Annotated in this window: 18 protein-coding genes; 11 read left to right on the forward strand and 7 right to left on the reverse strand. The window is 72.0% G+C overall.

Annotated elements, in window-relative coordinates:
* The first annotated feature begins 122 nt into the window (after positions 1-122).
* The 8 genes from pcaC (at position 123) to AZE13_RS12255 (ending at position 7001) form a co-directional block, all read left to right on the forward strand.
* Positions 123-1412 (forward strand): 4-carboxymuconolactone decarboxylase, encoded by a 1290-nt coding sequence (gene pcaC / locus AZE13_RS12220; RefSeq protein WP_066930058.1) that lies wholly within the window; start codon positions 123-125, stop codon positions 1410-1412.
* Between the two features lie 75 nt (positions 1413-1487).
* The gene (locus AZE13_RS12225; protein WP_066930059.1) at positions 1488-2129 is read left to right on the forward strand and encodes an MBL fold metallo-hydrolase; all 642 of its coding nucleotides are present in this window, start codon (positions 1488-1490) and stop codon (positions 2127-2129) included.
* A 98-nt stretch (positions 2130-2227) separates the two neighbouring features.
* Entirely contained in the window at positions 2228-3013 is a 786-nt protein-coding gene (locus AZE13_RS12230; RefSeq protein WP_066930061.1) for an exodeoxyribonuclease III, read from the forward strand.
* Between the two features lie 117 nt (positions 3014-3130).
* Positions 3131-3571 carry a DUF6278 family protein gene (locus AZE13_RS12235; RefSeq protein WP_079123921.1) on the forward strand — a complete coding sequence of 147 codons (441 nt, stop codon included), beginning with the start codon at positions 3131-3133 and terminating at the stop codon, positions 3569-3571.
* Between the two features lie 214 nt (positions 3572-3785).
* Positions 3786-4529 carry an amino acid ABC transporter ATP-binding protein gene (locus AZE13_RS12240; RefSeq protein ID WP_066930063.1) on the forward strand — a complete coding sequence of 248 codons (744 nt, stop codon included), beginning with the start codon at positions 3786-3788 and terminating at the stop codon, positions 4527-4529.
* A gap of 13 nt (positions 4530-4542) precedes the next feature.
* Complete coding sequence (locus tag AZE13_RS12245) at positions 4543-5469, forward strand: glutamate ABC transporter substrate-binding protein (RefSeq protein WP_066930065.1); 927 nt, start codon at positions 4543-4545, stop codon at positions 5467-5469.
* Positions 5470-5490: 21 nt separating this feature from the next.
* Positions 5491-6135, forward strand: coding sequence for an amino acid ABC transporter permease (locus AZE13_RS12250; protein WP_066930067.1), 645 nt, complete (start codon positions 5491-5493; stop codon positions 6133-6135).
* Positions 6132-7001: an amino acid ABC transporter permease gene (locus AZE13_RS12255; RefSeq protein WP_066930069.1), complete on the forward strand. Its 870-nt coding sequence runs from the start codon at positions 6132-6134 to the stop codon at positions 6999-7001. Before AZE13_RS12250 ends, AZE13_RS12255 begins: the two co-directional genes overlap by 4 nt.
* Positions 7002-7053: 52 nt before the next feature.
* Here AZE13_RS12255 and AZE13_RS12260 read toward each other — a convergent pair whose 3' ends face one another.
* From AZE13_RS12260 to AZE13_RS12275, 4 genes are all read right to left on the reverse strand, one after another.
* Positions 7054-7353 carry a hypothetical protein gene (locus AZE13_RS12260; protein WP_066930071.1) on the reverse strand — a complete coding sequence of 100 codons (300 nt, stop codon included), beginning with the start codon at positions 7351-7353 and terminating at the stop codon, positions 7054-7056.
* Positions 7354-7485: 132 nt separating this feature from the next.
* On the reverse strand, positions 7486-8577 hold the full coding sequence (locus AZE13_RS12265; RefSeq protein ID WP_066930073.1) for a glutathione S-transferase family protein: 1092 nt from the start codon (positions 8575-8577) through the stop codon (positions 7486-7488).
* 87 nt (positions 8578-8664) lie between these two features.
* Positions 8665-9636, reverse strand: a complete 972-nt coding sequence (gene ligD, locus AZE13_RS12270) for a non-homologous end-joining DNA ligase (RefSeq protein ID WP_066930075.1) — start codon at positions 9634-9636, stop codon at positions 8665-8667.
* A gap of 315 nt (positions 9637-9951) precedes the next feature.
* Positions 9952-10803 carry a polysaccharide deacetylase family protein gene (locus AZE13_RS12275; RefSeq protein WP_066930077.1) on the reverse strand — a complete coding sequence of 284 codons (852 nt, stop codon included), beginning with the start codon at positions 10801-10803 and terminating at the stop codon, positions 9952-9954.
* A gap of 352 nt (positions 10804-11155) precedes the next feature.
* Between AZE13_RS12275 and ggt the strand changes: the two genes are divergently transcribed.
* Positions 11156-12961, forward strand: coding sequence for a gamma-glutamyltransferase (ggt, locus tag AZE13_RS12280; RefSeq protein WP_066930079.1), 1806 nt, complete (start codon positions 11156-11158; stop codon positions 12959-12961).
* Positions 12962-13162: 201 nt separating this feature from the next.
* The gene (locus AZE13_RS12285) at positions 13163-14662 is read left to right on the forward strand and encodes an amidase (protein ID WP_066930081.1); all 1500 of its coding nucleotides are present in this window, start codon (positions 13163-13165) and stop codon (positions 14660-14662) included.
* On the opposite strand, the gene AZE13_RS12290 is transcribed toward AZE13_RS12285, so the two are convergent.
* Genes AZE13_RS12290 through AZE13_RS12300 form a run of 3 tightly spaced genes read right to left on the reverse strand, consistent with a single transcriptional unit; the run spans position 14643 to position 17124 of the window.
* Positions 14643-15197: an isochorismatase family protein gene (locus tag AZE13_RS12290; RefSeq protein ID WP_066930083.1), complete on the reverse strand. Its 555-nt coding sequence runs from the start codon at positions 15195-15197 to the stop codon at positions 14643-14645. The genes AZE13_RS12285 and AZE13_RS12290 overlap by 20 nt on opposite strands.
* A 44-nt stretch (positions 15198-15241) precedes the next feature.
* Positions 15242-16678, reverse strand: coding sequence for an MFS transporter (locus tag AZE13_RS12295; RefSeq protein WP_066930085.1), 1437 nt, complete (start codon positions 16676-16678; stop codon positions 15242-15244).
* Positions 16675-17124, reverse strand: coding sequence for a MarR family winged helix-turn-helix transcriptional regulator (locus tag AZE13_RS12300; RefSeq protein ID WP_066930087.1), 450 nt, complete (start codon positions 17122-17124; stop codon positions 16675-16677). The genes AZE13_RS12295 and AZE13_RS12300 overlap by 4 nt, the downstream gene beginning before the upstream one ends.
* Positions 17125-17312: 188 nt before the next feature.
* Here AZE13_RS12300 and AZE13_RS12305 point away from each other — a divergent pair, with 188 nt between their 5' ends.
* Entirely contained in the window at positions 17313-18155 is an 843-nt protein-coding gene (locus AZE13_RS12305; RefSeq protein WP_066930390.1) for a nitrilase-related carbon-nitrogen hydrolase, read from the forward strand.
* The last annotated feature ends 19 nt before the right edge of the window (positions 18156-18174 follow it).

Below are 18174 nucleotides of genomic sequence, written 5' to 3' on the forward strand. Positions count from 1 at the left end.
GCGAGGTCTTCAATCTGGTCAGGACGGTGTCTACCGACCTGCTGTTATAGAGGCGTCCGTGACAACCGTGGCTACCGCCCCCTGTGATAAGGGCTGTCGTGACAGATGAGAGGGTCGGGCGGGTGAGTGAGACACCGATGAACACGCTGCAATACCGCGTTGACGGGCCAGAAGACGCCCCAGTTCTGGTCTTGGGTGCCGCGCTGGGTACCACATGGCATATGTGGGATCGGCAGATACCCGAGTTGAGTCGCCACTGGCGCGTTGTCCGGTTCGACCTTCCCGGTCATGGCGGCTCGCCCGCGCATGCGGCGTCCTCTGTCGCGGAGCTGGCCGATCGCCTGGCCGGCACGCTCGACGCGCTCGGCGTGGACCGGTTCGGCTACGCCGGCTGCGACATCGGTGGTGCCGTCGGTACGCAGCTGGCGCTCACCCGCCCGTACCGGGTCACCTCGCTCGCGCTGGTGTCGTCGTCGCCGCGCTACGGAACCGCCGACGCCTGGCGCCAGCGCGGTGTGGTCATCCGGACGAACGGACTCGATCCGATCGCCCGCACCGCTCCCGAGCACTGGTTCACCCCGGGCTTCGCCGGCGCCCAGCCCGCCATCGTCGAATGGGCCGTGCAGATGGTGCGGACCACCGACCCCGGCTGCTATATCGCCGCCTGTGAGGCGCTGGCCGCCTACGACGTACGGTCGTCCCTCGGGCGGGTCGGTGTCCCGACGCTCGTCGTGGCCGGTTCCGAGGACCAGGTCACCCCGACCACCGACGCCCGCACCCTGGTCGCCGGGATACCCGGTGCGAGCCTGGCCCTGGTGCCCGGTACCTCGCACCTCGCCCCCGTCGAGCAGCCCGCTGCCGTCACCGAACTGCTCATCCGGCACTTCACCACCGCCTGGCACGACAAGCCGGGGCCCGCCGGCCCGGCCGCTCTCGGAGCCCCCGCTCCCAAGCCGCAGCTCACACCGCCGCTCCCGTACGTGCCGCCCGCCGCGATCGAGTCCGGCCTCACCGCGCCCGAGCAGGCCGGCGGCGGCACCTACGAAGCCGGCGTCAAGATCCGCCGCGAGGTCCTGGGCGACGCCCATGTCGACCGGGCCGAGGCCGCCACCGACGACTTCACCGCGGACTTCCAGGGCTTCCTCACCCGCTACGCCTGGGGCGAGACCTGGAGCCGCCCGGGTCTCGACCGCCGCACGCGCAGCATCGTCACGCTCACCGCGCTGGTCGCCGGCGGCCACCAGGAGGAGCTCGCCCTGCACACCCGGGCGGCCCTGCGCAACGGCCTCACCCCCGCCGAGATCAAGGAAATCCTGCTGCACACCGCTGTCTACTGCGGCATCCCGGCTGCCAACTCCGCGTTCGCCGTCGCCCAGCGCGTGGTCCGCGAGGAGACGACGCCGGAGGCGTGAGCGGCACTTCCGCAGCGCGGGACGTGGCCGCGGAGGCCTGCCCCGGACAGCCTGGGCGGGCGGCAAGATGGCCTCATGGAACTCACCAAGAAGACCCACGCCTGCGTCCGGCTGGAGAAGGACGGGCAGACGCTCGTCATCGACCCGGGTGTCTTCAGCGAGCGGGACGCGGCCGTCGGCGCGGACGCGATCCTGATCACCCATGAGCACCCGGACCACTTCGACGAGGAGCGGCTGCGGGCGGGCATGGAGGCCAGTCCGGGCGCCGAGATCTGGACCCTGGCCGCCGTCGCCGGACAGCTCTCGGCCGCGTTCCCCGGCCGGGTGCACACCGTCGGCGAGGGCGACACCTTCACCGCGGCCGGTTTCGACGTCGAGGTGCACGGCCAACTGCACGCCGTCATCCACCCCGACATCCCGCGCATCACCAACGTCGGCTACCTGCTCGACGGCGGGGCGGTGTTCCACCCGGGCGACGCGCTCACCGTCCCGGAGGGACGTACCGTCGACACCCTGCTGCTGCCCGTGCACGCGCCGTGGAACAAGGTCGCCGAGGTGATCGACTACGTCCGCGCGGTCGCGCCCCGGCGGGCCATCGACATCCATGACAGCCTGCTCCAGGACCACGCCCGCCCGGTCTACGACTCCATGATCGACAAGCTGGGCGGCACCGACCACGGGCGGCTCACCCCCGGCAGCAGCACCGCGCTCGGCTAGGTCCCGGACCCCCGGGGCCCGGCAGTCAGTCCCCCCGAGGTCCGTCTGCCAGTCCCGCCGGAGCCCGGTTGTCAGTGCCGGGCGGTAGGTTTGCAGACATGCGCATCGCGACCTGGAACGTCAATTCGATCACCGCCCGCCTGCCGAGGCTGCTCGCCTGGCTGGAGAGCACCGGCACGGACGTGCTGTGCATCCAGGAGACCAAGTGCACCGCCGAGCAGTTCCCGCTCGAGCAGCTCCGCGAGCTCGGCTACGAAGCCGCGGTCAACTGCACCGGGAGGTGGAACGGCGTGGCGCTGCTGTCCAAGGTGGGGCTGGCAGACGTCGTCATGGGCCTCCCCGGCGGGCCGGAGTACGACGGGGCGGAGGAGCCGCGCGCCATCTCGGCCACCTGTGGCCCGGCCCGCGTCTGGTCGGTGTACGTCCCCAACGGCCGTGAGGTCGATCATGCGCACTACGCCTACAAGCTCAACTGGTTCGAGGCGCTGAAGACGGCGGTCGCCGAGGACGCGGCGGGCGCCCGCCCGTTCGCGGTCCTCGGCGACTACAACGTCGCGCCGACGGACGAGGACGTCTGGGACCCCGAGGTCTTCGTGGGCGCCACCCACGTCACGCCGGCCGAGCGCGCGGCGCTGGCGACGCTCCGCGAGGCCGGCCTGTCGGACGTCGTCCCGCGCCCCCTCAAGTACGACCGGCCGTACACCTACTGGGACTACCGCCAGCTCGCCTTCCCCAAGAACAAGGGCATGCGCATCGACCTGGTCTACGGCAACACCCCCTTCACCAAGGCCGTCTCGGACGCCTATGTGGACCGTGAGGAACGCAAGGGCAAGGGCGCCTCGGACCATGCCCCGGTCGTGGTGGACCTGGACCTCGCGCCCTAGCTCCAGCCGGGTGAGGGGGGCGGCCGTAGCGCCGCCCGGTCGGCGCGCGTGGCGGGCGCGCGGGCGCCGCCGCGCGCCTATGTCCCCGGTCACAGGTCGGGTGGGACCCTGCACACCATGAACATGTCTTTCCTGGACAGGTGGCGCAGGCATCCGTACGCGCACCGGCCCGTGCCGCTCGCGGAATCGGTGCGCGCCGATCCCGGAAGCGTCGTCGAGCTGCTGTCGGAGTGCGAACTGCTGCGGGACCAGGCCGCCTCCGCCGGAGTGGAGCTGGACGCCTCCGTACGGTCGTTGGAGCGGCTGGACCAGCTCAAGCCCGTATGGCGGGACGATCCCGAGGCGCTGCCCTGGCTGGGCAATGACGCCGGCCTCTACCTCGGCACGGTCCTGGTGCGCACGGTACGCGGCGCCGTCTGGCATGTCCGGCCGGACGGTCAGCCGGTGGTCCGGCTGGCGTCCGGCCGGGAGATCGATGTGGTGGCCGCGGGCCGTGACTGGGCCGGTACCGGCGCACCGGAGCTCTCCCAGGCCTACGCCGAGGCCTCCGAGCGCTGAGGCGCCGACGCCCGGTGATCACCTGGCTCATCGGACTTCATCGGACTCCATCGGGGATCGTCGGACTTCATCGGGGTCGTCGGAAATTATCGGAGATCGTCGGACTCTATTTGCTGATACGTGGGTCTCGGTGCGTGTCAGGGGGGAACTGCCCCATTCATCCCGGTAGGTTGCGGGCTCTCCGCTGTACGGATGAGAGTGGGCAGGTCCGCATATGGCCGGTGAGGCGCTGATCGAACTGCGCGGGGTCAACAAGTACTACGGAAAACTCCATGTCCTCCAGGACATCGACCTCACCGTCGGCCGCGGTGAGGTGGTCGTGGTCATCGGGCCGTCCGGGTCCGGGAAGTCCACCCTGTGCCGGGCCATCAACCGCCTGGAGTCCATCGAGTCGGGCACCATCACGCTGGACGGGCGGCCGCTGCCCGAAGAGGGCCGGGCGCTGGCTCAGTTGCGCGCCGAGGTCGGCATGGTCTTCCAGTCCTTCAACCTCTTCGCCCACAAGACCGTGCTCGACAACATCATGCTGGCGCCGGTCAAGGTCCGTAAGCAGAAGAAGGACGAGGCCGCGCGGCGGGCCCGTGAACTGCTGGACCGGGTCGGGCTCGGCACGCAGGCCGACAAGTACCCGGCACAGCTCTCCGGCGGTCAGCAGCAGCGGGTCGCCATCGCCCGCGCGCTCGCCATGGACCCCAAAGCGCTGCTCTTCGACGAGCCGACCTCCGCCCTCGACCCGGAGATGATCAACGAGGTACTGGAGGTGATGCGCCGGCTCGCCCGCGACGGCATGACGATGGTCGTGGTCACCCATGAAATGGGTTTCGCCCGCTCCGCCGCCAACCGCGTGGTGTTCATGGCCGACGGCCGGATCGTGGAGGACCGCACTCCCGAGGAGTTCTTCACCGCGCCACGCAGCGAACGGGCCAGGGACTTCCTCTCCAAGATCCTCAAGCACTGAACGGGGCGCCGCGATGCCGCACACCCACCCCGCGCGCCCGCACCGCGCCGTCCTGGTCCTGGTCCTCGCCGCCGCCCTCGCTCTGGTGGCCTGCGGCCGGGAGGGCAGCCCGCCGGTCAAGGGCCCGAAGGGCAGCGAACTGCCCCGCTACGCGGTCGCCAGGAACGTCCGCCTGCCGGACTCCCCGACCTGGCGGAGGGCCGAGCGCCGCGGATACCTCGTCATCGGCGTCAAGGAGGACCAGCCGTACCTCGGCGAGAAGGACCCGGCGACCGGGCGCTACACCGGCTTCGACATCGAGATCGCCAAGATGATGTCCGCCGCCCTCGGCTTCCCGCCCCGCACCATCCGGTTCCGGACCATCGCCTCCGCCAACCGCGAGACGGCCCTGCAGAGCGGCCAGATCGACCTGTACGTCGGGACGTACACCATCAACGACAAGCGCAAGAAGCTGGTGGGCTTCGCCGGGCCCTACTACCTGGCCGGCCAGTCGCTGCTGGTGCGGGCCGACGAGAAGGACATCAAGGGCCCGCGGGACCTGGCCGGCAAGCGCGTCTGCTCGGCGGCCGGCTCCACCCCCTACCAGCGCATCCGGGCCGAGTACCCCAAGGCCGTCCTCGTCGCCTACGACACCTACTCGGTGTGCGTCGACAACCTGCTGACCTACCAGGTGGCCGCGGTCACCACCGATGACGCGATCCTGCTGGGCTACGCCGCCAAGGTGCCCGACGAGCTGAAGGTCGTCGGCACACCGTTCTCGAAGGAGCCGTACGGCATCGGCGTCCCGCGCGGCGACAGCGCGCTGCGCTTCGCCCTCGACGACGCGCTCGCCGCGGACGAGAAGGACGGCGACTGGAAGAAGGCCTACGACGCGACCCTCGGCCTGTCCGGGGTGCCCGCGCCCGAGCCGCCCCCGATCGACCGCTACCCGGCGGCCTGAGGAGCCAAGGAAAACCGACCCATGAACGTTCTCCTGGACAACCTCTCCCTCTACGGGGAGGGCCTGCTGGGCACCGTGGAACTCACCGTCTACGCCTCGCTGCTCGCCCTCGGCCTCGGCTTCGTCATGGCGGCCTTCCGCGTCGCACCGGTCGGCTCGCTGCGGGCGTTCGGCACGGCATGGGTGACGGTGCTGCGCAACACACCGCTGACCCTGCTGTTCTTCGCGGTGGTGCTGGGCCTGCCGCGCTTCGGCCTCGTGCTGCCCTTCACCCTCTTCGCCGTCCTGGCGCTGGGCTGCTACACATCCGCGTTCATCTGCGAGGCGGTCCGCTCGGGTATCAACACCGTCCCGGTCGGCCAGGGCGAGGCGGCCCGCAGTCTCGGGATGACCTTCCCGCAGACCCTCGGGGACGTCATCCTCCCGCAGGCGTTCCGGTCCGTCATCCCGCCCATCGGCTCCACGCTGATCGCACTCGCCAAGAACTCCGCGATCGCCGGCGCCTTCAGCGTCATCGAACTGCTCGGCGTCTACAAGCCGCTCAACGAGCTGGGCTACAGCATCATCTGGAGCTTCCTCTGGATCGCCGTCGGCTATCTGATCGTGACCCTGACCATCAGCGCGGTCTTCAACTTCCTGGAGCGGCGCTTCGGAGCCGCCCGATGACCACCACCGCCCTCTACGACATCCCCGGCCCACGGGCCCGCGCGCGGCACCGCGCCTACGGCCTCGGGGCCACGCTCGCGATCCTCGCCCTGCTCGGCTGGTTCCTCTCCCTGCTCTTCGCCACCGGCCAGTTCACCGCGGCGAAGTGGACTCCCTTCCTCTACAAGGGAATTCAGCAGCTGCTGCTCGACGGCCTCGGCAACACCCTGCGGGCCTTCGGCCTCGCGGCGGTGCTCTCGCTGGCGTTCGGCGGGGTGCTGGCGGTCGGCCGGCTCTCCGACCACCGCCTCGTCCGCTGGGCGAGCACGCTGGTGGTGGAGTTCTTCCGGGCGATGCCCCTGCTGGTCATGATCTTCTTCATCTATGTCGCACTGCGGGTCGCACCCCTGCCCGCCCTGGTCGCCGGCCTGACCCTCTACAACGGCTCGGTGCTCGCCGAGGTCTTCCGCAGCGGCGTCAACGCGGTCGATCCCGGTCAGCGGCAGGCCGCGTACGCGCTGGGCATGCACAAGAGCCAGGTCATGACGTACGTCCTGATGCCGCAGGCGGTCCGGGCGATGCTCCCGGCGATCATCAGCCAGCTGGTGGTCGCCCTGAAGGACACCTCGCTGGGCTTCCTCATCACCTACGAGGAGTTTCTGCACGCCGGCAAGCTGATCGCGTCCAACCTCGACTACGACCTGCCGTTCATCCCCGTCGTCCTGATCATCTCGCCGGTCTACATCGGGATGTGCATGCTGCTGTCCTGGCTGGCCAACTGGGTCTCCCGGCGCCAGCTGCGCAACCCCAAGGTCGAGGCCGCCGAGGTGGCCGCCCCGGAGCCGGGCACCCTCCTGCCGGGCAGCCGCCACCAGCCGCCCGCTTAGCCGGGGCCGAGGACACCCGGGCGCCCTGGTCCGCCGCCGGCCGTCCGCAGCCTCATGTGCCGCTCATCAGCTCGCTGAGGCCGGTGCGCAGTTCGTCCGCGTTCATCACGGGCTGGAGCGAGACTTTCGCGTGCAGGTCCATGAAGAACGACTCCAGCAGCGGAGGCATCTGCGACGACCGCTGCATGTCGAAGTAGTAGAAGCAGGTACGGTCGCCGTGGTCGAGGGTGAAGTAGGCGGCCTCCGGCTGCAGGGCGCTGAGCGCCGCCTCCATGATCTTGGACAGGGTTCCGTTCTTGATCAGCTCATTGCCTGCTTCGGTCGGTATCCGGGCCGTCAGGACCATCCTCATCGGGCTCACCCCTCGTCTGGATCTCGTGGCGCCGACAGGGAAGCCGGTAGGAGCCGGCAGGGAAGCCGGTAAGGGGAGTCAGGGGGCGGCCGCTGGGGGATGCCCCCTTCGTCCCTCTCCGTTCTCAGGGTCTCACGGCGGCTCGCCGCCGGGTCGCGAGCCGAGCCGGAGGTGCTCGGCGCGGCCGCCGGGCGGGACCTCCTCCGCCGCCGGCACCGGGCCCGGCGGTGTGCCGTCGCCGAACGGCCGGCCGCCCAGCTCCTCGCGGTGGTGCGGGGTGAGCCAGGCCGACAGATCGGGGCCCAGGGGGACGATGCCGGTCGGGTTGATGCCGGTGAGCACCCGGTAGTAGTGCTGCTTGATGTGGTGGAAATCCACGGTGTCGCCGAAGCCCGGCGTCTGGAAGAGGTCCCTGGCGTACGCCCACAGCACCGGGTCCTCGGTCAGCTTGAACAGGTTGCACTTGAAGTGCCCGTGGTAGACGGCGTCGAAGCGGACCAGCGTGGTGAACAGCCGGATGTCGGCCTCGGTGAGGGTGTCACCCATCAGGTAGCGCCGGCCGGACAGCCGCTCGGACAGCAGGCCCAGGCGCCGGAACAGATCGCGGAAGGCGCCATCGTACTCGCTCTGCCCGGTGGCGAAACCGGCCCGGTACACGCCGTTGTTGACGTCCCGGTAGACGCCGGCCATGACGATGTCCATCTCCTCGCGCAGCGGCTCCGGGTACAGATCGGGCGCGCCGGGCCGGTGCAGCGCCGTCCACTCCGTCGCGAAGTCCAGGGTGATCTGCTGGAAGTCGTTGGTGACGAGCTGCCCGCTGGGGATGTCGACGAGGGCGGGGACGCTGACCCCGCCCGGGTGGTCCGGCTCGCGGGCGTCGTAGGCCTCGCTGAGGAAGCGGATGCCGAGGACCGGATCGCGGCCGTCCGGGTCCAGGGTGAAACGCCAGCTGCGGTCGTCCTGGAGCGGGTCCGGAATGGCCAGCGAGATCGCGTCCTCCAGGCCGAGCAGCCGGCGCGAGATCACCGCGCGGCTCGCCCAGGGGCAGGCGCGACTGGCCACTAGCCGGTAACGGCCGGCCTCGACCGGCCAGCCGTCGCGGCCGTCCGCCGTGACGCGGTCGGTGAAGTGGACCCTGGAGCGCCGGAACGGCCGTCTGCCGTACTCGGTGCCGCGGCACGGGACGGTGTCGTTGGCGGGTTCGGAACTCGCGGGCTCGGACATCGGCGACTCCCTCCATTCCCTTCGCTCTTCCGCTACCTGTTACCTGTCCTCACGCTCTTCCCGTACCTGCTCCCTCGGCCGGCCGCGTCAGCCCAGATGTGTCAGATCCGGCCGCAGCCGGTGCCAGATCGGGTGCCGCAGCCGCCCGGCCGAGGTCCAGCCGGTGAACGCGACCTCGGCCACCAGCCGGGGCTCGGCCCAGTGCGCCCCTGCCACGTCCACCGCGTTGACGAACGGGGAGCGGTCCAGCGGGATCACCCCCAGATACCGCGCCAGCTCCTGGCGTTCCCGGTCCGACAGGCCCGAGCCGACCGATCCGACGTACCGCAGCCCGGCCGGCTCCGCCACCCCCGCCAGCACCGAACCGGGCAGACCGGTGAGACCGCCGTGCCCCTCCGTCCAGCCCCCGATGATCACGTCGAGGGTCTGCAGATGCTTCGTCTTGCGCCACTCGGGCGAGCGGACCCCCGGCAGGTACGCCGAGGCCAGCCGCTTCGCCACGACCCCTTCGAACCCGCCCTGCAGCGACGCCTGCCACGCCTGCTGCGCATGACCCGCCACATACGCCGGGGCCGACCAGTTGGCGCCGCGCAGCCGCAGCCCGGAGAGGACGGACCGGCGCTCGTGGTACGGCGTACCGAGCAGCGAGCCCCCCAGATACATCACGTCGAAGAGCACCAGGTGCACCGGATACTCCATGGCCAGCCGGGCGGTGCGGCGCGGATTGACCACACCCATGCGGCGCTGGAGCAGCTCGAAGTCCGGCCGCCCGTGCGCGTCCAGCACCACCACCTCGCCGTCGAGCACCGCGGGCCGGCCATGCAGCTGCGCACCGAGCGGCCCCAGCTCCGGGTAGGTCGTGGTCGCGTCGTTGCCGGCCCGGGTGACCAGCCGGATCGTGCCGTCACCGGGTGTGTTGACGATGCAGCGCGCGCCGTCCCATTTGACCTCGAACGCCCATGCCGCCTCCTCGGCCGCGCCGGGCAGCGGGCCGACCGTGGCCAGCATGGGCCGGATCACGGGGTACGGGGCCGAGCCGTGCTCGGCGGTCGGGGCCATGGTTCGATGATCGGCCGAGCCCTGGGCGTTCGCAGATCGGCGGCCTCTGGCGCCGCGTCCGGCATCCGCGCACCACGTGCGGGAACGAGGAGGCCCCGGCCGAACGGGGGAAGTCGGCCGGGGCGGCAGCGCGGGCACGGGGGGAAGCCCGCGCGCGATTGAACGATAAAACATCAGGGCGGAGTACGGGGCATTACGTGACGGTTCTCACCTGCTACGGGCATCCGCCCCGGTATGGACGTCCGCCTCGCGCGGGCGCCCGGCGATCCCGGCCAGGGCCTGTCGTCACACCCCCGCGCCCTCCCGCCGGCCCCGTCACGGCTCGATGGGCACCGGCCGGTAGCCGTCGTCCAGCAGCCGCGGCAGATACCATCGCAGCGCCTCGACGGTCTGGCGGCGTGGCCCGCCCCCGTCGTGCGCGAGCACGATCGCACCCGGGCGGATCCCCGCCAGCACCGCGTCCGCGATGTACTCCGCACCCGGAAGGGTCCAGTCCAGTGAGTCGGTGGCCCAGCCGACCGGTGACATCCCCAATTCGTTGCAGATGCTCAGCGAGACGTCGTCCCAGGCGCCGTACGGGGCCCGGGCCAGGTCGGGCGCGGCACCGAGGACGTCGTCGATCAGCTCGCTGGTGCGGCCCAGCTCACCGCGGACGGCGTCCGGCGGCAGCCCGGTGAGCTGGGGGTGGCTCCAGGTGTGGTTGGCGACCGCATGACCGTCCTCGGCGATCGCGCGCAGCAGCCCCGGGAACTCGACGGCGTTCTCCCCGATGACGAAGAAGGTGGCCCGGACACCGTGGCGGCGCAGGATCCGCAGGATCTGCGGGGTGTAGCGGGGGTGCGGGCCGTCGTCGAAGGTCAGAAAGACCTCCCGGCGGTCGGCGCCGAGGGTGTACGCGATGTTCGCATGCGGTGCCGCGGCGCCGGGGCCGGAACGGGAGGTCTCACCGGCCATCGGGCGCAGCCGGTACGCCTCCGCGGGCGGCTCCGGCGGGCGTGGCCGGGCCTGTGCCGCCGGTCCGGCCGGTGCCGCCGGTCCGGTCTGCGGCCCCGGTCCGCTGTCGTCGGCCCCGAACAGCGCACGGCCGGCGCCGAGCGCGGCGACGCCGGCCGCGGCCTGCAGCAGCCGCCGCCTGGTGGTCGTCCGCTTGTCCGGTTCCGTCGCCACTGCTCCTCCGCCGGTTCGCTGCGCTTGGCTGGCTTCCCACGTTGTCGGGTGCGGCGCCGTGGTGCGGCGTGCCGTTACGCCGTTGGCGGTGCGTGTCCGACGCTGTCGGCTTTCCCGCCGTGGGGGTTTCTCGCCGTTGCGCCTGCGGCGGGCGTGGTGTGGTCGGGTGCGGGGCCGCTCCTCCGGACTGGCGTCCTGCGGCGCGGCCCCTCCCGGGGGTGGGAGGGAAGGCGGCCGGTGGGGGCGTGCGTAGGTGGTACTGAGTCTGGTCACGGCGGGGAGAGTCCGGCAGCATCTACGGCGGCAGAAGCGAGGACTCAACCACCCAACTCACGGGGGGCCGGACCTTCAGATGACCAGAGCCCGACGTCTCACCATCCTGGGAGCGGCCGCCGCGCTGACCGGCTCCCTGGCGGCTGTCCCGGCCGCCGCCCAGTCCACCGCGCCACCGTCCGTGGCCGCTCCGGAGAAGACCCCGGTCGCCGTCGGCTACGGCGGCGCGGTCGCCAGCGTCGACCCGGACGCCTCGGCCGCGGGGATCGAGGTGCTCAGGAAGGGCGGCAACGCCGTGGACGCGGCCGTCGCCACCGCCGCCGCCCTGGGCGTCACCGAGCCGTACTCCGCGGGCATCGGAGGCGGCGGCTACTTCGTCTACTACGACGCGAAGGCCAGGACGACACGTACGCTCGACGGCCGGGAGACGGCCCCGCGTTCGGCGGACAAGGACCTCTTCCTGGACCACGGCACACCCATTCCGTTCGACGAGGCGGTCACCAGCGGGCTGAGCGTCGGCACTCCGGGCACCCCCGCCACCTGGGACACCGCCCTGAAGCGGTGGGGCAGCAGGTCGCTCGGCCAGGTGCTGCGCCCGGCCGAGCGGATCGCCTGGCGCGGCTTCACCGTCGACGAGACCTTCCGCAAGCAGACCGCGGCCAACGAGGCACGGTTCCGGGACTTCCCGGCGAGCGCCCGGCTCTTCCTGCCCGGCGGCGAGCTGCCGGTCGTCGGCTCGACGATGCGGAACCCCGATCTGGCCCGTACGTACGAGGAGTTGGGCCGGAAGGGCGTCGGCGAGATGTACACCGGCCGGCTGGGCCGGGAGGTCGTGCGGACGGTCAACAAGCCGCCGGTGCGCGCCGGATCCACCCGCACGGTGCGGCCCGGCGACCTGACCGCGCGGGATCTGCGGGCCTACGAGGTCCGCAACCACGCGCCCACCCACACCACCTACCGGGGTCTCGACGTCTACGGCATCGGGCCGTCCGCCTCCGGCGGCACCAGCGTCGCCGAGGCGCTCAACATCCTGGAGAAGAGCCGCCTGGGCGAGCTGAGCGAGAAGCGTTTTCTGCACCGCTACCTGGAGGCCAGCCGGATCGCGTTCGCCGACCGCGGCCGCTGGGTCGGCGACCCGGCCTTCGAGGACGTACCGGTGAGGGGCCTCACGTCGAAGCGGTTCGCCGCCTCCCGGGAGTGCCTGATCGACGACGGCAAGGCGCTGGCCAGCCCGCTCGCGGCCGGTGATCCGTCGCACCCGGCCCGCTGCGGCGGTGCCGGCCCGGCCGCCCCGACGACGTACGAGGGGGAGAACACCACCCATCTGACCACCGCCGACAAGTGGGGCAATGTCGTCGCCTACACCCTGACCATCGAGCAGACGGGCGGCAGCGGCATCACCGTCCCGGGCCGGGGGTTCCTGCTCAACAACGAGCTGACGGACTTCTCGTTCGCGCCGGCCAACCCGGCCGTTCGTGACCCGAATCTGCCGGGGCCGGGCAAGCGGCCGCGCTCGTCGATCTCGCCGACGATCGTGCTCCGGCACGGCGAGCCGGTGCTGGCCCTCGGCTCGCCCGGTGGCGCGACGATCATCACCACCGTACTGCAGACCCTGGTCAACCACCTGGACCGCGGCCTGCCGCTGGTCGACGCGATCGCCGCGCCCCGCGCCAGCCAGCGCAACGCGGCGGCCACCGAGCTCGAACCCGGGCTGTGGAACAGCCCCGTCCGGCGGCAACTCGAGGCGCTCGGACACGCGTTCAAGCCGAATCCGGAGATCGGCGCGGCGACCGGCGTCCAACGGCTCCCGGACGGCCGCTGGCTGGCCGCCGCCGAGAAGGTGCGGCGCGGCGGCGGTTCGGCGATGGTCGTTCACCGGTCGTGACGACCCTTGGCCTGGGGTTCGGTCGTCACGACCCCGGGCCGAGGCCCCGGACGGCATGCTTCCGCTGCGTCCCGGACCGCTGTGTGCCGTCCGTGTGTCGTCGATGTACCGCTCAGCGCGGCGCCGTTGATGGTCACGGCGGTGCCGATTAGCCTCCTGGGACCGTTCGTTCGAATGGCGGTCCCAGGGAGGGCACGCAGCGTGAGCGTTGACGAGAGCCAGGAGAGCGTGGCCGGCGACCCGGCCCGGCGGACCGGCGCGGTGACCGGGGAGTGGGAGGGCCTCGCCGAGCAGGCCCGGGCTCTGGCCGAGGGGCGGGTGACCTCGGCCGAGCTGGTCCGGCGGTCGCTGGAGCGCATCGAGGCCACCCAGCAGACCGTCAACGCCTTCCGGCGGGTACGGGCCGAGGCCGCGCTGGAGGAAGCCGCCGAGGCCGACCGCCGGCTGGCCGCCGGTGAGCGGCTGCCCCTGCTCGGGGTGCCGGTCGCGGTCAAGGACGACACCGATGTGGCGGGCGAGCCCACCGCGTTCGGCTGCGCCGGCGACTTCCCGCCCAAGGAGCGCGACGCCGAGGTCGTCCGCCGGCTGCGGGCGGCCGGCGCGGTCATCGTCGGCAAGACCAACGCCTGCGAGCTGGGCCAGTGGCCGTTCACCGAGGGCTCGGCCTTCGGCAACACCTGCAACCCCTGGAACCTCGCCCACACCCCCGGCGGTTCGTCGGGCGGTTCGGCCGCCGCGGTCGCCGCCGGACTGGTACCGGCCGCGCTCGGCACCGACGGTGCCGGCTCGGTCCGTATCCCCGCCGCGTGGTCCCATCTCGTCGGCATCAAACCCCAGCGCGGCCGGATTTCCACCTGGCCGGACCCCGAGGCCTTCCAGGGGATCACCGGCATCGGCCCACTGGCCCGTACGGTCGAGGACGCGGCGCTGCTGCTGGACGTGGCGAGCGGCAACCACGCGGGCGATCTGCACCGGCCACCGGCCATCGCGGCCCGTGAGGCGGCCGGCCGCGACCCGGGGCGGCTGCGGATCGCGCTCGCCTGGAAGCCGGCCGTCACCTTCACCCGCAAGCCGCTGCACCCGGACGTACGGGCCGCGGTGACGGGGGTGGCCCGCGCCCTGGTCCGGCTCGGCCACTTCGTCGAGGAGGCGGAGCCGGACTATGGCCTGGTCGGGCTGGCCTTCGTACCGCGCGCCACGGCCGGGGTGGGGGAGTGGGTGGCCCGGGTCCCCGACCCGTCCCTCCTGGACCCCCGCACCCGCGGGGCGGCGCGGATGGGACGACTGCTCGGCGGGCCGTTACTGCGCCGGGCCCGCGCCGCCGAGAGACGTCAGCAGCGCCGGATCGGCGCCCTGTTCGGCCCCTACGACGTCCTGCTGACGCCGACCACCGCCACCCCGCCGCCGCGCATCGGCACCCTCGCCAAGCTCAACGGCTGGCGCACGGACCGCGCCATGATCGCCGCCTGCCCGTACGCCTGGCCGTGGAACGTCCTCGGCTGGCCGGGCGTGAGCGTACCCGCCGGCTTCAGCGGCGACGGCCTGCCGCTGGGCGCCCAACTCCTCGGCCCGGCCCATGGAGAGCCCCGGCTGATCTCGCTGGCCGCCCAGCTCCAGGACGATCTGCGCTGGCACGAGCGACGGCCGGCCGGCCGTCCGGCGGCGAACGGGGAGAGCGGGGTCAGCCGAGGAGGCCGATGATCGCCTCGGTCGTGTCGGTCTCGCCCAGCCGCGGGAAGACCCTCTCCAGGCTGTTGCGGTGGGACGTCTCGTCCAGGTCGGTCATGGCGTCGGTGGCAAGGGTGACGTGGTAGCCGTGCTCGTGCGCCGCACGGGCGGTGGACTCCACGCCGAAGCTGGTGGCGATGCCGCCGAGGACGATCTGGGTGACGCCCCGGCGGCGCAGCTCCAGATCCAGATTCGTGCCGTGGAAGGCCCCCCAGTGCTGCTTGGTGACCACGATGTCGCCGGGCTGCCGGTCGAGTTCGGGCACCAGCTCCGCCCAGTCGGCGGGCGGGGTGCCGCCCCGCAGCGGGGCCTCGGTACGGCCGGGAGCGACGCCGGTGACGTTCACCAGGACGACGGGCAGCGCACGCGCCCGGAACGCCGCGGCCAGCCGGGCGCCGCGCTCGATGACGTCGGCGGCGGGCAGCGGAGCGGTGGGCAGGGCGGTGATGCCCTTCTGAAGGTCGATCAGAACCAGGGCGGTGGTGCGGTCGAGGGTGGTGGCGGGCATGAGGCACTCCTAAGGGAGAGTCGGGTGAATTGCGGGGGACCGGGTCACGGCTCCTGACGGGCGCGCAACGTACGGTCGGTGAGGGTCAGGGCGAGCAGCAGCACGCCCAGGACGACGCCGATGACGGCGATCTGATGCAGTCCGGGGTCCGAGGCACGCTGCCCGTACAGCAGGCCGATCAGGCTGGAGGCGACGATCGCGCCGAGGTACTGGGCGGTGCGCTGCAGCCCGGCGGCCGCGCCCACGCCGTCCGCCGGGGCCTGGGCGTACACGGCGGCCTGATTGCCGGTGGCGGCCAGGCCCTGCGGGATGCCGACGAGCGCGCCGGCGCACAGCAGCACCGGCAGCGGGCTGTCGCCCCGCAGCAGCAGGAAGACCGCGCTGCCGGCCGTGAGACAGGCCGCGGCGGCGGTCAGCGGGGCACGGATGCCCCGCGTACGGGCGCCGGCGATCGAGCAGAGGGCGGCCGCGCCGGACATCGGCAGCATGACCAGGCCGGCATGGAACGGCGAGTAGCCATGCGCCTCCTCCAGCCACTGGCTGAAGCCGTAGAGGACGCAGTAGATGACCAGGTACGTCAGCCCCTGCCGGAGGTAGGTGCGGACCAGGGCGCCGTTACGGGCCAGCATCCGCAGATCGAGGAACGGAGCGGGGTGGCGCAGCTGCCACCAGACCAGGGCGGCGGTGAGCACACCGGCGGGTGCCAGCAGCGGCCACCGGGGGTCCTCCAGCCGCAGCAGGAAGAACATCGCGCAGGTCAGCGCACCGGCGAAGAGGCCGATGCCCAGCGGGTCGAGAGAGCCCGGGGTCCCGGTGCGCTCACCCCGCGCGCCGCGGTCGGCCGGGAGCCAGGCCAGCGCACCGGCCAGCGCGAGCAGCGCCAGCGGGACGTTGATCGCGAACACCGCCCGCCAGCCCGCGGCCGCGGTCAGCAGCCCGCCGAGGGCGGGTCCGACGGCGGCGCTGCCCAGCGCGGCCAGCGAGAGCCGTCCGAGGACCCGGCGCGGGGTGGGGCGTCCCACCCTCCGGGACTCGGCGCGCAGCAGTGCCATCGCCGCGGGGTAGGCGGCCGAGGTACCGAGACCGAGGACGACCCGGGAGACGATCAGCAGCGTGAAGGTAGGCGCCAGCGCACCGATCAGCCCCGCGGCGCAGACGCTGAGCGCGCCCGCGATGAAGACCCGGCGCGGGCCGACACGGTCGGCGAGCCGCCCCATCGAGGGCTGGCCCACCGCACTGGAGAGGTACATCACGGAGATCAGCCAGACGGTGTCCGCGGCACCGGCGCGGAAGTCCTGGCCGATGGCCACCAGAGCGGTGGCGATCATCGTGGAGTTGAGGGGGTTGAGCAGCGAGCCGAGCAGCAGCGGCGTCATCAGCCGGGCGCCGAAGTCGCGCCCGGCGCCGGCGGGTCCACCCTCATGGTCCGACGGGGCCTCCGCCGGTAACGGTGCCGGCCGCCCCGTTGACGGATCACTCATGCCGATACCTCGCTCCGCTCCTGCACCAGGCGCTGGATCAGCCCGGTGGCGGCTGCCAGGGTCTGCTGTTCCTCCGGGGTGAGCCGGTCGGCGATGGCCAGCGCGAGCCAGTCCCGCTTGGCCCGACGCAGCCGGTCGATCATCCGGCGGCCCTCGTCGGTGAGGGAGAAGACCACCTGGCGGCCGTCCGTCGGATGCGGGCTGCGGACCAGGATCCCGCGCTCCTCCAGCGCGCCGACGGTCAGCCGCATGGACTGCGGGCGCACCAGCTCGGCACGGGCCAGCGCGGCGATGGTGGCCGGCCCGTCGTGGGCGATCCGTCTGGCCACCGAGCGCTGGCTCGGGGTGAGCTCGCCCTCCGGGGAGGCGGCACGCAGATGGCGCATCAGCTGCGCGACGGTCGCACTCAGCTCCGTCGCCAGGCGTTCCTGAGTCGTGTCCGGCATGTCGCCACCCTAGAACTCCAACAGGAAAACTTGCAAGTTTCCCTGCCGAAATCCCCGATCTCCTTCCCACCCTCCCGTGGGCGCCACGGCGAAGATGCTCTTGCCACGGTCCATGGCGCGGCTTACGGTCACCTCCACACGCGTAGACCGCGTGGAAGCAGGCTGACGCATCGACAAAGGAGCAGCTCATGGCCGATGTTGTGCGTGCCGCACTGGTCCAGGCCGCCTGGACCGGCGACACCGAATCGATGATCGCGAAGCATGAGGAGTACGCCAGGGCGGCGGCCGCGCAGGGTGCGAAGGTGATCGGCTTCCAGGAGGTCTTCAACGCCCCGTACTTCTGCCAGGTCCAGGAGCCGGAGCACTACCGCTGGGCCGAGCCGGTACCCGACGGCCCGACCGTACGGCGTATGCAGGACCTCGCCCGCGAGACCGGCATGGTCATCGTCGTCCCGGTCTTCGAGATCGAGCAGTCCGGCTTCTACTACAACACCGCGGCCGTCATCGACGCCGACGGCACCGTCCTCGGCAAGTACCGCAAGCACCACATCCCGCAGGTCAGGGGATTCTGGGAGAAGTACTACTTCAAGCCGGGGAACGCCGGCTGGCCGGTCTTCGACACCGCCGTCGGCAAGGTCGGCGTCTACATCTGCTACGACCGCCACTTCCCCGAAGGATGGCGGCAGTTGGGCCTCAACGGCGCCCAGCTCGTCTACAACCCCTCTGCCACCTCCCGCGGCCTCTCCGCCTACCTGTGGCAACTGGAGCAGCCCGCGGCAGCCGTCGCCAACGAGTACTTCGTCGCCGCGATCAACCGGGTCGGCGTCGAGGAGTACGGCGACAACGACTTCTACGGCACCAGCTACTTCGTCGACCCGCGCGGCCAGTTCGTCGGCGAGGTCGCCAGCGACTCCAAGGAGGAACTGGTCGTCCGCGACCTGGATTTCGGCCTGATCGACCAGGTCCGCCAGCAGTGGGCGTTCTACCGGGACCGCCGGCCCGACGCGTATGGGGGGCTCGCGCTGGGCTAATCGCCGTTCCGCTGCGCTT

This window comes from Streptomyces sp. NBRC 110611, from assembly GCF_001590865.1.
Taxonomy (GTDB): Bacteria; Actinomycetota; Actinomycetes; order Streptomycetales; family Streptomycetaceae; genus Streptomyces.

What these genes read in the sequence shown, in the direction of transcription:
- AZE13_RS12230 (WP_066930061.1), top strand. Translation starts at nt 2,228, where the DNA reads ATGCGCATCGCGACCTGGAACGTCAATTCGATCACCGCCCGCCTGCCG.
- AZE13_RS12255 (WP_066930069.1), top strand. Translation starts at nt 6,132, where the DNA reads ATGACCACCACCGCCCTCTACGACATCCCCGGCCCACGGGCCCGCGCG.
- AZE13_RS12240 (WP_066930063.1), top strand. Translation starts at nt 3,786, where the DNA reads ATGGCCGGTGAGGCGCTGATCGAACTGCGCGGGGTCAACAAGTACTAC.
- AZE13_RS12305 (WP_066930390.1), top strand. Translation starts at nt 17,313, where the DNA reads ATGGCCGATGTTGTGCGTGCCGCACTGGTCCAGGCCGCCTGGACCGGC.
- AZE13_RS12260 (WP_066930071.1), bottom strand. Translation starts at nt 7,353, where the DNA reads ATGAGGATGGTCCTGACGGCCCGGATACCGACCGAAGCAGGCAATGAG.
- AZE13_RS12225 (WP_066930059.1), top strand. Translation starts at nt 1,488, where the DNA reads ATGGAACTCACCAAGAAGACCCACGCCTGCGTCCGGCTGGAGAAGGAC.
- AZE13_RS12250 (WP_066930067.1), top strand. Translation starts at nt 5,491, where the DNA reads ATGAACGTTCTCCTGGACAACCTCTCCCTCTACGGGGAGGGCCTGCTG.
- AZE13_RS12300 (WP_066930087.1), bottom strand. Translation starts at nt 17,124, where the DNA reads ATGCCGGACACGACTCAGGAACGCCTGGCGACGGAGCTGAGTGCGACC.
- AZE13_RS12265 (WP_066930073.1), bottom strand. Translation starts at nt 8,577, where the DNA reads ATGTCCGAGCCCGCGAGTTCCGAACCCGCCAACGACACCGTCCCGTGC.
- AZE13_RS12295 (WP_066930085.1), bottom strand. Translation starts at nt 16,678, where the DNA reads ATGAGTGATCCGTCAACGGGGCGGCCGGCACCGTTACCGGCGGAGGCC.
- ligD (WP_066930075.1), bottom strand. Translation starts at nt 9,636, where the DNA reads ATGGCCCCGACCGCCGAGCACGGCTCGGCCCCGTACCCCGTGATCCGG.
- AZE13_RS12235 (WP_079123921.1), top strand. Translation starts at nt 3,131, where the DNA reads ATGAACATGTCTTTCCTGGACAGGTGGCGCAGGCATCCGTACGCGCAC.
- ggt (WP_066930079.1), top strand. Translation starts at nt 11,156, where the DNA reads ATGACCAGAGCCCGACGTCTCACCATCCTGGGAGCGGCCGCCGCGCTG.
- AZE13_RS12290 (WP_066930083.1), bottom strand. Translation starts at nt 15,197, where the DNA reads ATGCCCGCCACCACCCTCGACCGCACCACCGCCCTGGTTCTGATCGAC.
- AZE13_RS12245 (WP_066930065.1), top strand. Translation starts at nt 4,543, where the DNA reads ATGCCGCACACCCACCCCGCGCGCCCGCACCGCGCCGTCCTGGTCCTG.